Genomic DNA, 12,258 nt, shown 5'->3' with positions numbered 1-12,258 from the left:
CCCGGGGCAGCCCGGGCGAGCCGGTTCGTCACCGGGGTGGGGCGGCGTTGTCAGTGGTGGCCGATAGCTTGACGACATGCATCTGTGGAATTCCCCTCGCATCGAGCCGACGGTGGGTCAGCGCAGCGCGCCGACGCGTACGTTCGGTTGTGCGCGGGTGGTCCACGACGATGCGCCCGTCGCCCGGAAGGCGGCATACGGGGTGGCCGGGTCACGGATCGCGACGGGGTGTCGGCCTGGGCCTCTCGCCCGCACGCGCAGGGCGAAGTCCGTGTACGACGCCGGGTGGGGCATGGTCCGCCGCGCGCCGGAGGAGAAGGCCGTCCGTGCCGGTCGGTGCGTCGCTCCTGTGCCGCGGCGGCCGCCGTCCTCGCAGACCTGCCACGCCTGCTGGATCGGGGACGGCCGGCCGCTGCACGTTCGCGCGTGGACCTGCGGTGGGTGCGGCATGACGCGTGACCGTGACCTCGGCGCAGCTCGTGTGAACCTCTCCGCCGCCGGACGGGCGGAGAGGCTGAACGCCCGTGGCGGACCGGTGAGCCCTGGTGCGGCATTCCCTGGCGTGGCAATCCCTGGTGCGGCAATCCCGCACCAGGCACGGCCCGATGAAACGGGAACCCGCCCGAAGCCCCAGTCGGTCCTCATCGACGGCTGGGCGGGGCTCCCCGCCCGGGGCGGGGAGGACGTCAAGCAGTCATCGGACTCCAGGGTGACGGGCGGTCAGGTAGGTCGGTGGCCCGGATCGGTGCCGCCCTCGACGGGCGCCGCGGCACCGATGGTGTGGGCGGTCGGCTCGGAGGCGCGGAGAGCCGCCGTGGTCGCTTCGCCGGGACTGACCCCCGGGCCGGAGGATCAGTCGGTCGTGGGCCGGCGTTGCGCCTTCCGGCGATTACGCCCTGGGCAGCGACCGCCGGGCGATCGAAGCCGTCAGCAGTTCCTCGTCGAAGTACGAACCGACGGCCAGCTGGGAGGCACCTGCGCGTGCGTTCAACATGGTTTTGGTGATCCGCATGGCCGTGGGGTCACGACGGGCGATCTTCTTTGCCCAGTGGGTGACGGCCGCGTCGAGTTCGTCTGCGGGCACCACCTTGTCCAGGATGGACATTCGCTCCGCCGTGTCGGCGTCGAACGCGTCGGCGGTGAGCAGGAACCGGCGAACCGGGCCCTGTCCCCCCTCTTCCAGGAGCCGGGGCAGGACGCCGCCCCATGCAGGCGGGACTCCGAGGCCGACCTCCGGCATCCGGAATCGGGCGGTGTCCGCTCCGATGCGCAGATCGCAGAAGATCGCGAGTCCGAGTCCGGCGCCTATGACGTCGCCGTGCAGACGGGCGATGGTCACCAGCTTCATTTGCGCGAGTGTCGAGCAGACGCGCTGGGCCTTGTAGCCGAGGGACGTCAGCTCGGAGCCCGACGGGTCCCTCTGCATCAGTTCGGGGAACTCCGAACGGTCGCCGCCCTGGCAGAAGTGATCTCCCGCGCCGGACAGCACCAGCACGCGTACGTCGGTGTCGTCCTCCAAGTGGCGCAGGAGTGCCAGCAGTTCGGTGAGCATCTGGCCGTCGACGCTGTTGCCCGTCTCCGGTCGATCGAGCTGCACCTCGACGATGGCTCCCTTGTTGGTGTCGGTCACCCGGAGGGTCTTGAAGTCATGGAGCATGCGGGCGTCGTCTCGTTTCTCAGGTGGTTGATGGTCAGGGGAGGGTGAGGTGAAGGGACGTGATCCGTCGGAAGGCGACCCGCGGAGCCCACTGCGGGGGCCCGCTCAGGCGCGGCCGTACGGGGCGGCCGAGGAGCGAGGTGAGCAGGGTGACCGCTTCCAGCCGGGCCAGGGCGTTGCCCGCGCAGTAGTGGATCCCCGCTCCGAAGGCCAGGTGGGTCGCTCCACGATGAAGCTCGAAGCGATGGGGTTCGGGGTAGCGAGCGGGGTCGTGGTGGGCGGCTCCCACCATGAGCTGCACCATCTGGCCGGCCGGCACGAGGGTTTCCCCGAGCTGGATATCCGTCGGGGCCACACGGCTGATCATGTGGATGGGGGCGTCGTAGCGCAGCACCTCGTCGACGGCGTCCGGGATGAGCGCGGGGTCGCGGCGCAGGGATTCCAGTTGCGCGGGGTTTTCGAGGAGGAGGCGCACCGCGGTGGACAGGATGTGCGAGGTCGTCTCCAGCGCCGCGAGGATCATGAAGAGCGCGAGGCCGTGGACGGCTTCGTCTGCGCGCTGCCTGTCGGGTTCGAGCGCATCCCAGGTCCGGAGCCACGCCGAAACCGGGTCGTCCCCCGGGCGTATTCGGCGCTCACGTATCAACTCGTCGAAATAGGTCCGCAGTTGTGCCGTGGCCGCATCGGAGAGAGCCAACTGGCTCGGCGTGGGGAAGAGCTCCTGCGCGAAAACTTGATCATGCGTGAGGTCGCGCAGGAGTGCGTAGTCGGCGGCGGGTATTCCCATCCACTGGCCGATGGTGATGATGGGCAGTTCTTCGCTGACGAGGGTGTGGAAGTCCGCCGGCCCGTGGCGGAGTTGATCGGTGAAGTCGTTGAGCAGCCGGTCGACGGCCCGCTCCGCGGACGGACGAAGACCTGTCAGTGAGCTGTGCGGGAACAGGCTGCCGAGAGATCGGCGCTGCTTCGTGTGTTGGGGTTGGTTGAGCATCGGCAGCGACGCGGCCATCTGTTGCGATGAAGGCGAATCCGATCGGTTCGAATACCTTCTCCGCCAATCCGCATCGGGAACGTGCCAGGCCTTGTCCCGCAGAATCTGGTCGCAGAGAGCGTATGACGTGACGACGTATCCACCCCACGGTGCGGGGATGACCTCACCCATTTCGGCGAGCTGCCGATAGGCCGGCAACGGATCCGATTGGCCTGCCTCGGTTCGCAGCTTGGAAAATACCGCCGCCAATGCCCGCCGGTCGACTCCGACAGGGGCCATGAAAGTCTTCAAGGTATCTCTTTCTCGCAAGATCAAAACAGCGATGGCCAGCGCTGCATACCCTCACCATTGAACGTCTACGCAAGAGGAGAGTTTCCCCACACCAACATGCGCCACCGTGAGACGCGCGGAGTCGAAGGATTGCCGCTTATGTGAACAGATGGTACAAAACACCAAGGTTCTTGAATATACTTCAATCGACCCTCAGCACTGTCGACCGAGCAATTCCTGATGGAGATCCCGGCCTCTCGTGGGTGAAAAATCGATCTTCAGGAGAATGCGCGGATGCGCGATGACGGTCATGAGATTCTCGTACATCGTTGCGATTCGCCCCTCAAGGCCTTCCAGGTTCCCGTGAATCGAGTGGCCCGTCAGAACGAGGCCTGCCCAGGCGCCGGAAATCTGGTGGGCCTGCTCCACCGCGTTCACATCGGAGCCGATCTCGCCATGACGGCGGGCTTGGTTCAGCTGGTCGGTGGTGAGCCTGATCCATTCGGGCCAGGGCGTTCCGTATGCGTCCCGCGCTTCATGGGTCAGGGACAGGCGCAATGCGGCCATGGTTTTCGTGTCGCGAGAGATCCTGTGCCCAAGAATCATTCCGGTGTCAACCAACTCTTGGAGCTTCATGTCCCGAGGGACGAGGCCGTCGACTTCGAAGGCGGATTCGAGGATCGCCGCCGCGAGGGTCTCCTTGGAGGGGAAATGGAAGTAGAAGGCCCCCTTGGTAACCTTCGCATCTTCGATGATCCCGTTGATCGTCGCTCCGCCGAATCCTTTCTGCACGAATTGTCGGCCGGCCGCGTCAAGGATCTTCCCGTACGTCCATTTGGCGCGGTCCGATTTCGGCCTGGACCGCCGAGGCACTTCGGACACCTCATGCACCCTTTCGTCGCCCTCCTGGGGGCTCGAATCAGCCTCCGGTGAATTCCCAGCCACGAGATCCCGCCCTCGCATTCACGAACGCACGGCGGCCGGGGCCGCCCTGTCACAAACCCTGAGCTCCCCGCGGACTGCGAAGGGACGCCGGTCCATGGCGCTCTCCCGCACACTCCCCCGCGACGACGGGCGGCCGCGCCGGGTCGGGTCGGGGCCGAGCCGCGCCGTGCGCTCCCGTAACCCGCCCTTCCCGTCGCGTGAGTGGCGACGGGCACCTCCTGCCTGCTTCCGGAGTCGGTTCCGGTTGCCGCCTGAGACGCGGGCATTCCGGACCGGAGGGCCGTCGGAGCAGACCGATCGGTCGCCTGCAAACCTGCAGAATGACTACGCGGACAGGACACCGATCCCGTAAGCGGTGGGGAGGATTCTATGCACCCCGGACTCCCCGGGACCGCGCATGGAGCAGTTCAGGACAGGCGCAAGCAGAGATATGGCTTGCTCCGGAGCCTCTGGGCAGAATGCCCTCGCCCTCGGGAGGCGGTGTGAACCGAACAGACCGTGCGGTCTTCCAACAGTCCAGATGGTCTGTTGGAAGCGAGAGGGAGCGAGCGAGCGAGCGAGGGAGGCGGGCGGGCAGGGCACCTCGCGTCGACACCGGCACCGCTCCGCCCCGGGCAGCCGCCCAGTGGTGATTTCGCAGGTCGATGCAACCGACGCAGCCGACGCAGGTCGACGCAGGTCGATGCCGTCCGGCAGGCGCTCGGTCGTGTCACGGACCAGACTGGCAGGTGGGGTGCGGGAGAGGAGAGGCCCCGTCCCGCTGCCGGCCAGGAGGAGAAGCCATGTGTGCACTGCACAGGAAGTGGCTCTGGTGTGCTCTCGGGTGCTCCGCTGTCAGTCCACTTTTCGCCGTTGCCGCCGTCTCGGCGGCGCCCACCCAGCAGTCGACCTTCAGTGAGGTGGTGAAGCCGTCGGACTCCATCACCATCCCGGCACTGACCTGCCCCCAGGGCGCGTACCTGGAGAGCGGCGACCACTCACCCGGGCGACTCGTTCCCAGGGGTGTGCAGGTCAGTGAGCCGGGCGGCGTGGGAGTCACGATCGGGGAGGCGGACTGGGAGCGCCTGCCGACCGGGAGCTACGCGAAGGGGACCCGTCCCGGAAGCGCCACCAACTGGGACCCGACCGCCGCGCACGAGGTGACGGTCACCCTGCACTGCACCACCGACCTGGCCAAGGCAGCCCGGCAGAGCGAGCGTCTGGGGCCTCGCGGCTGAGGGTGCCGCACCGGAGCCGGCCCGACTCGGGCCGACTCGGGCCGGTCACTTCGGCCGGATCCGCCGTGCTCAGCGGTTCACGGGCGAAGTCGGTTGTGCGCGGGCGGAGTTGAAGGATCTGCCTCACGGGGAATGTACGGGGCGAGGGCGGTCCGTCGTACGGGATCCGTACGCCGCCCACCGAGGAGGTATCCATGTCCGATTCCCCCGTGCCCATCACACCGGAGCAGGAGGAGCCCACGAAGCGGGAGCACCTGAGGCTGCCTCTCCTCGCTGCCTGTGGGTGCGGATCCGGCTGCGGCTGCGGGTGCCAGTCCGGCGCCCCCTGTCAGTGCGGCGGATGAGCCCGCCCGCCGTCCGCCGCTCGCCCTGAGCGCGGGGAAGCCCCCCGCCGCGACACCCGCGGCAGGGGGCTTCCTCACAGCCGGGTTCTACTTCTCCTCATCCCCGCTCATCCGTTGTGGCCCTTGCCGTGCCCGGATGGGCTGTGGCCCGAGGGCTGGTGACCCGAGGGCTGGTGGCCCGAAGGCTGGTGACCCGAGGACGGCTTGCCCGCGGGGACGGGGCCCGACGAGTCCTGACTCGGCACGCCCTTGCGGACGATGTCCAGCACGGCCATCATGCCCATGTTTTCGTGGTTCAGGATGTGGCAGTGCAGGACCGTCTTCCCGGTGAAGTCGAGGAACTGGGTGCGGACGATGACCGATCCCCGCGCGGGCACCGTGACCGTGTCGTACCAGCCGCGCGACGGGCTGACGGGCGTCCCGTTGACGCTCATGAGCTGGAACTGGTTCGTGTGGACGTGGAAGGAGTGCTGCTCGTCGCTGGCGTTCACGACGGTCCACTCCTCGACCGTGTTCAGCACCGACGTGAAGTCGATCCGGTCGGGATCGTACGTCTTGCCGTTGATGTAGAACTCGGTCCCTGCCGAGTTCTCCGTGTAGACGACGGTCTTACGGGCGGCGATCTCGGCGTGGGTCAGGTCCTTCACCGGACCGAACTTGGTGGGGATGGACGCCGGCCTCATCGGCTTTCCATCGGTGACCACCGTGGCGAGGTCGGCCTGCGGGAACTGGTTGCCGGCCGAACCGGTGTTGTACGGCAGCGTCTCCAGCTGGGCGACACCCGGCTCCTGTCCGGCCTGAACCAGGACGTCGAAGCGGGCACCGGCGGCGATGACCAGACTGTCCGCGGAGTACACCCGGTGCACCGGGTGCCCGTCCTGGCCGATCACGTGGAACCTGGAGCCGGGGAGGTGGAGCTTGTAGTAGATGTTGGCGCCGATGTTGGCCAGGCGCCACAGCTGAGTCTCCCCCGGACGCATGTGGATGACCGGGTTCTGCTGGCCGTTGACCGTGCGGTTGGTGGCAGCACCGATGCTGAGCGGCGAGGTCTTGATCGAGTCTCCGTCGACCTGATCGTCCTTCAGTCCGATGGTGTGCTCGGTGATGTCCTTCAGGTCGCGCGGCAGGTACTGCCGGAGGTCGTCGATGATGAGCACACCGGATTCCCCACCCGCCACTTGAGCGGCCGAGTAGAAGTGGGCGTGCGAGTGGTACCAGTACGTACCCGGCAGGATGCTCTTCGGCAGCTCGTACCTGTAGTCGCGCGTCTGTCCGTACCCGATGGCGATGAAGATGTCATCGGCCGGGGGACGGGGCGACACGTGAAGTCCGTGCAGGTGGATGTTGGTGTCCTGGTCCACGCGGTTCGTCATCCGCAGTTCGATGACGTCACCGGGCCGGGCCCGGAGCGTGGGAGGCATGTAGCGGCCGTTGTACGTGAACGCGTACAACATCTGATTGCCGACCTGCACGCGCTTGCGCTCCACCGTGATGGACACCCGGAGGCGTCCGTTGTGGCTGACGAACTCGGGGGGATCCTGCAGACGGGGTCCCGATGCGGAGGGAGGCTTCGGATCCGCCGGCGTGGCGGCGGCGACAAGTGCCGCGTCGGCAAGGGGTGCTTGAGCGGTGGTGAAGAAGACAGCGAGCAGAAATAGGGTCGCCCAAAGCGCCTTTGGTCGGGGCCGCATTTACGGTTTCTCCTTGTGGACTTGTCCTGTGTTCCAGCTTCGGATATCACCTCGTGACGGCGAGGCGTGGAACACGGGTGCGTGACCACGAGGAGTTCGCCCGACCAGCCCCCTCCTGTCCCTTCCGGACCGCTCCTTCCCGTCCGCGCGACAGCGCGACAGCGCCCGGGCCTTGACGGCCCGGGCATGGATGTCGACGGCTATGCCCGGTGGTGCCGAGGCGGTACGGACCGGGCGCTCGTGAAGCAGGCGTGGATGCACAGGGAGCCGCAGGCGTCCTTGCGCAGGACGGCCTCGGCCATCATCTGCCACTCGGGGAGTTGGGTCAGGGTGAGCTCTTCGGCGCCCGTTCCGGGGCGGGTGGACGTTCCGCTGATGACGGTGCTCATGATTCCTCCTATGAGGGTGCGGGTCGCACACCCTCAAGAACACCACCCGGCCTCCCCACCCGGTGTCGTGCCTTCGGACGGTTCGGCGGATGACGTGCGGGGCGGTGGCCGAGGCCGTGGCCGGTCCGCCGCCCCGGCGACGGGACGGGCCGTGGGGGTGTCGTCGCCGGGGCGGCCGAGGCTGTCGTCGAGGCGGGCCGGGGCAGGCCCGGGCGGGCCGGGCGAGGCTTCGGCGACACCCTAGGGGCGGCTCTTGCGGCGCGGCGGGACGTCCGTCTTCACCTGCATGCAGGTTCCCATGCAGAAGACGCAGAAGGTCTTCGCCCAGGCGTCCTGTTCGGACGCCTGTACATCCAACCGTTCGAGGGTGAGGGGCCGCCCGGGCGACGGGGCACCGGTGACGGGAAGGTCGTTGTCCATGAGATGTCCTCCCAACGGGGACGAGTGGAAAATACGACCATCATCTGCACGTCCGCGACCGGCCGACGTCATGCGACCGGATGACGCGGAGGACCACGCGCGACCCGCCCGCCTCGTTCCGGCGCTCGGAGGGCCGTCCCGACGATCGCGGGGACCTGGCCGATCTCGGCGTCGGGGCGTCACGCCCGGCTTCCGCCGATCGCGCGTGTCCACCTGTCGGTGGACAGCCGGTCCGTCGGTCGGTTGTCCAGGTCCGCCCCTCCCGCTGCCTAGCGTGGGATCGGGAGGGGCCGACGAACCGCGGAGCGCCCCCGTATCTCATCGAAACGAGGGGTCCCATGAGCCCGTTCCTCACCGCCCTGACAGCCAGCGGGGTGATTCTGATCATCATCCTGTCCACCGACCTGGGCACCCGTCAGATCACCAACATGCGGCTGCTGCGCTCGATCATCGCCATCGCGGTCGTGATCGCGCTCTTCGTCCGTACGCTGCCCCTGGGCGGAAACGATCCCTGGCTCCAACTGGCCGGTATCGGTGCGGGAGTCCTCTGCGGCCTGATCGCCGCGACCCTCCTGCCCGCGCACAGGAGCTCCGACGGTCACGTCTACACCAGGGGCGGCATCGCCTATGCGATCGTGTGGACCCTGATGTCCGCCTCCCGCGTGCTGTTCGCCTACGGTTCCGAGCACTGGTTCGCACAGGACGTCATCGTGTTCAGCATCGAGAACAAGTTGAGCGGACAGGACGTCTACTCGAACGCCTTCGTGTTCATGGCCCTGGCCATGGTCCTCACGCGCACCGCCGTCCTCCTCGTCAAGCGCAGCCGGTTGCGCGGTGCCCGGGTCTCCGCGGCCGACAGCGTCCTCGGCGCGTAGAACCGTTCCAGGGCACGGTGGTTCCTCCGGCGTCCGAGGGGCGTCGCGCTACCCCGATGGAGACCTCCTCGTGGCGCATCCGGCGCCGGCCACGCTCGTCCGGCGGGTGCACGGTCAGCTGCGCGACCCCGGTCCGCTCGGCTCCGCCTTCGGGGCGGAGGCGGAGTCCTCGGCGTAGTAGCGCCGTAGCAGCTCCTGCTCGGCGTCCCGGTGCGGGAACATGAAGAAGATCAGCAACGCGCCCAGGGCGATCGCGGCCAGGCCGATGGCGTACGCCCAGTCGTCGCCGTGGAGGAACGACTGGCGTGCTGCCGCGACGATCTGGTCGGCGTATTGGGGGTGCTGCTGGGCGACCTGAGCGGCGGAGGAGAACGACTTCGTCAGCTCGCTCTGGACCTGGTCCGACACGTCCTTGCTCTCGGAGGAAGCGGCGATCGCCGACCTGAAGGCAGAGGCGTAGCCCGCGGTGAGGAGCACGCCCATGATCGACTGCATGATGGCCCCGCCGAGGTCCCGTTGCAGGTCGGCGGTACCCGAGGCCATGCCGGCCCGGAGCACGGGCACCGATCCCGTCAGCGAGTGGGATGCGGGCGTTCCGGCGAGACCGGCGCCGATGCCGAGGAGCACGTAGGAGAAGCCGATCTGCCAGTAGCTGCTGTGCTCGTCCCAGAACAGCAGCATCCAGCCGAAGGCGAGGAAGAGGAACGTGTAGCCGATCAGCAGGGTCGTGCGGGCGCCGCGCGTCTCGACGAGCTTCGCGGACTGCGGTGCCACGAGGACGATCATCACGACGAGGGGGAGGATGGCCGCGCCGGCCTCGACGGGGTTGTATTCGAGCACGTTCTGCAAGTACTGCTGGCTGATGAACGCCGAGCCCATCATCGAGCCGTACACGATGATTCCCGCGCAGGCTGCGACCCAGAACGTGCGCCGGCCGGCGATGCGGAGGTCGTACAGCGGGTTGGGGGCCCGGCGCTGGCGCAGGAAGAACGCCGCTCCGGCGGCCAGGGCGATCACGACCAGGCCGACGACCAGTGGCCCCTGGTGCGGGACGGCGGCGAAGTTGATCGCCAGTACCAGTCCCGCGATCAGGAGGACGGACAGGATGCCACCGAGGTTGTCCACCGGTTCGGTGGACTCGTTGGCGTGCGCGGGAACGAACAGCAGGGCCATGACCAGCGCCACCACGGCCAGGGGCAGGGTGACCAGGAACACCGAGCCCCAGTAGAAGCGTTCGAGCAGCGCGCCCGCGATCACCGGACCGAGCATGGAGATGCCGCCGCCCAGGGCCGACCACAGCGCGATCGCCTTCGTCCGCCCCGGCCCCGCCCACAGGGCGGTGATCAACGCCAGGGTGGTCGGGTAGGCCATGCCCGCCGAGAGCCCGCCGAGGATCCGGGCCGCGACGAGGACGCCGTCGTTCGACGCGAACGCGGCGAGCAGGCAGGCGGGGACGGACATGGCGGTGCCGAGGAGCAGGAGCAGTTTGCGCCCGTGGCGGTCACCGACGGCACCCAGATAGAGCACCGACGCGGCGAGGCCGAGGGAGTAGCCCACGGCGATGAGGTTCAGCGAGGTCTGGGAGGAGTCGAAGGCCTTCCCGATCGCGGGCAGCGCGACGTTGGCCACCGACAGGTTCAGGTTGGCCACAGCGGCAACGGTGATCAGTGACGCCAGAACGAGCGTCGCCCGCGCCGGGGCCTCGGACGGAACGTCGGTGTCAGGCGCGCCGCTTTTCGGCATGGAACCTCCGGGGCGAAGTGGGGCTTGGCAAGAGTCTTGCCTGATCCACCGTGCCGCACATCGCCCCATTGGGATGACAGGCCCACCGTCCCTGACGGGCTCCGCCGGTGGCCGCCGGTGCTCGCCGGTGCGGCGCGGCGGGCGCGGGGCCCGGTCCGTCGCGCCGCGGTCGCCACCCGTCGTCGCCGGCCGCGGTCGGTTTCAGCGGTCGCCGGCCGCCGTCGGCTTCAGCGTGGGCGGGGGAACAGGCGCTCGACGGCGGTGACCAGGGCCGCGCGGCGGGCCTCGACGGAGGTGTCCGCGGCCAACTCGGCCGCGGCGGCGCCGATCTCCGGCTGGCCGGCCCAGGTGGTGGCCATCTGGTTGATCAGGCCGAGCACGTCGACCGGATCCCAGACGGGATCGATCAGGCCGGCCCGCTGGGCGTCGCGGAGCTGTTCGACCTTGCCGGTGATGGTGGCCGGCAGGGGGGAGACCGTCTCGCTCTCGGCTGCGTCGTCGGCGGCGAGTTCGAGGCGGCCCCAGGTGATGAGTCGGTAGTGGTCCGGGTGGGCCGTGAAGTGGTCGAAGAGGATGCCGGCGTAGCCGGGCAGGTCCGCCGGGTCCATGCGGGTGGCCTCGACGAGCACGGCCGTTTCGTGCTCGGCGATGTGGCGGTAGAGGGCCTCTTTGCTGCTGAAGTAGGCGTAGACCCGTTCCTTGCTGGTCCGTGCCTGCTTGGCGAGGCGGTCCACTCGGGCGCCGGCGATGCCGTAACGGGCGAACTCGTCCTTCGCCGCGGCGAGGATCCGCTGTCGGGTGTCGGCGGTGCCGGTGACGGTGGCGGTGGCCGTGTTCGAGGTCTTACGGGAAGCGGCGGAGCGAGGCATGGGGACACGATAGGCGACCGAACCGTTCGGTTTGCCATGCGTGTGGTCAGGTCTTCTCCCCGAGGGCCGGGCGATGCGGAGAGCGGGTCCACCACGAACCCGACGAGTACACCCTGTTCGGTTCGGATCCGTGGCGGTTCGGATCCACGGCGGGCCGGGCCGGATCCGCGACGGGTTCGTGGCGCCGGGCGGCAGCCCGGGTATCAGCAGCCAACGATCGGCGGGCAGCGATGTCAGCGCCGGCAACATCAGCGGCCGACCCGGCGGAAGGCCTTGAAATCGGTGCCCCCACCGCCGAGGAACGTGTCGCGGAACCTCTGGGTGAGGTTGCCGACCATCGTCAGCTGGATCATCTCGGTGGCCTCGGCCCAGTCCTTCTGGCCGTCGGCGGTGAGTTCCATGTGCTTCCGGACGGCTTCCTCGTTCTCGTAGTGCTCGTGCTGGAAGTACGAGCCGTCGGGTGCCCGGAAGATCTCGTAGCCGAGGACGTACGGCTCCTGGGCCTCGGTGACCGGGAGGACCTTGGCCAGGTAGTCCTGGAAGCGGCCCTCCATGCCCGGCTTCACCCGGTAGTGGAACAGGGCGTACACGACGGTGTCGCTCATCGACTTCTCCTTGCTGTGTTCGCGCTTGCCGCGTTCGCGCTCCGATCCGGTTCGGTCCGGTCCGGTCCGGTCCGGTCCGGTCGGCACCAAACCAAACCGTTCGGTGTTGACCGTACGCGGGAGCATTCCCGCAGTCAAACCGAACTGTTTGGTTTGAGTCTCAGGACGTGCGCCCGTCCTCCGGCGGTAGGAAAATTCGACGCAGGCGTACTGCCGCACCGCCGCAAGGGCCGGTCCCCGTC

At 68.4% G+C, this 12,258-nt stretch carries 11 protein-coding genes and 1 pseudogene; 3 read left to right on the top strand and 9 right to left on the bottom strand.

Annotated elements, in window-relative coordinates; all coding sequences use genetic code 11:
* Positions 1–76: 76 nt before the first annotated feature.
* Positions 77–469 (top strand): annotated as a pseudogene (locus ACFVS6_RS05535) (zinc ribbon domain-containing protein); the annotation flags it as partial.
* A gap of 420 nt (positions 470–889) precedes the next feature.
* On the opposite strand, the gene ACFVS6_RS05530 reads toward ACFVS6_RS05535, so the two are convergent.
* The 3 genes from ACFVS6_RS05530 to ACFVS6_RS05520 form a co-directional block, all read right to left on the bottom strand.
* Entirely contained in the window at positions 890–1,657 is a 768-nt protein-coding gene (locus ACFVS6_RS05530) for an enoyl-CoA hydratase/isomerase family protein (RefSeq protein WP_389700874.1), read from the bottom strand.
* Between the two features lie 34 nt (positions 1,658–1,691).
* Complete coding sequence (locus ACFVS6_RS05525) at positions 1,692–2,666, bottom strand: cytochrome P450 (protein WP_389700873.1); 975 nt, start codon at positions 2,664–2,666, stop codon at positions 1,692–1,694.
* A gap of 465 nt (positions 2,667–3,131) precedes the next feature.
* Positions 3,132–3,800, bottom strand: coding sequence for a TetR family transcriptional regulator (locus ACFVS6_RS05520; RefSeq protein WP_389700871.1), 669 nt, complete (start codon positions 3,798–3,800; stop codon positions 3,132–3,134).
* Positions 3,801–4,645: 845 nt separating this feature from the next.
* Here ACFVS6_RS05520 and ACFVS6_RS05515 point away from each other — a divergent pair.
* On the top strand, positions 4,646–5,080 hold the full coding sequence (locus tag ACFVS6_RS05515) for a hypothetical protein (protein ID WP_389700869.1): 435 nt from the start codon (positions 4,646–4,648) through the stop codon (positions 5,078–5,080).
* 451 nt (positions 5,081–5,531) lie between these two features.
* Here the strand turns inward: ACFVS6_RS05515 and ACFVS6_RS05510 are convergent, their stop codons facing one another.
* The 3 genes from ACFVS6_RS05510 to ACFVS6_RS05500 all read right to left on the bottom strand — a co-directional run bounded on the left by ACFVS6_RS05510 (position 5,532) and on the right by ACFVS6_RS05500 (position 7,924).
* Positions 5,532–6,923, bottom strand: a complete 1,392-nt coding sequence (locus tag ACFVS6_RS05510; protein ID WP_389700868.1) for a multicopper oxidase family protein — start codon at positions 6,921–6,923, stop codon at positions 5,532–5,534.
* Positions 6,924–7,315: 392 nt separating this feature from the next.
* Positions 7,316–7,504, bottom strand: a complete 189-nt coding sequence (locus tag ACFVS6_RS05505) for a hypothetical protein (RefSeq protein ID WP_389700866.1) — start codon at positions 7,502–7,504, stop codon at positions 7,316–7,318.
* A gap of 240 nt (positions 7,505–7,744) precedes the next feature.
* A complete protein-coding gene (locus ACFVS6_RS05500; protein ID WP_389700864.1) occupies positions 7,745–7,924 on the bottom strand; it encodes a hypothetical protein in 180 nt (59 codons plus the stop codon).
* A gap of 338 nt (positions 7,925–8,262) precedes the next feature.
* On the opposite strand from ACFVS6_RS05500, the gene ACFVS6_RS05495 reads away from it, so the two are divergent.
* Positions 8,263–8,799, top strand: coding sequence for a hypothetical protein (locus ACFVS6_RS05495; protein ID WP_389700862.1), 537 nt, complete (start codon positions 8,263–8,265; stop codon positions 8,797–8,799).
* Between the two features lie 114 nt (positions 8,800–8,913).
* Here the strand turns inward: ACFVS6_RS05495 and ACFVS6_RS05490 are convergent, their stop codons facing one another.
* The 3 genes from ACFVS6_RS05490 to ACFVS6_RS05480 all read right to left on the bottom strand — a co-directional run bounded on the left by ACFVS6_RS05490 (position 8,914) and on the right by ACFVS6_RS05480 (position 12,016).
* Complete coding sequence (locus ACFVS6_RS05490; RefSeq protein WP_389700861.1) at positions 8,914–10,449, bottom strand: MFS transporter; 1,536 nt, start codon at positions 10,447–10,449, stop codon at positions 8,914–8,916.
* A 320-nt stretch (positions 10,450–10,769) separates the two neighbouring features.
* Positions 10,770–11,411 carry a TetR family transcriptional regulator gene (locus ACFVS6_RS05485; RefSeq protein WP_389700859.1) on the bottom strand — a complete coding sequence of 214 codons (642 nt, stop codon included), beginning with the start codon at positions 11,409–11,411 and terminating at the stop codon, positions 10,770–10,772.
* Positions 11,412–11,659: 248 nt separating this feature from the next.
* Positions 11,660–12,016 carry a putative quinol monooxygenase gene (locus ACFVS6_RS05480; RefSeq protein WP_389700858.1) on the bottom strand — a complete coding sequence of 119 codons (357 nt, stop codon included), beginning with the start codon at positions 12,014–12,016 and terminating at the stop codon, positions 11,660–11,662.
* Between the last annotated feature and the right edge of the window lie 242 nt (positions 12,017–12,258).

Origin of the sequence: Streptomyces sp. NPDC057939, from assembly GCF_042887545.1 — a bacterium.
GTDB lineage: Bacteria > Actinomycetota > Actinomycetes > Streptomycetales > Streptomycetaceae > Streptomyces.
The sequence above is the reverse complement of the archived record's forward strand: the minus strand, read 5'-3'. Positions and strand labels throughout refer to the sequence as shown.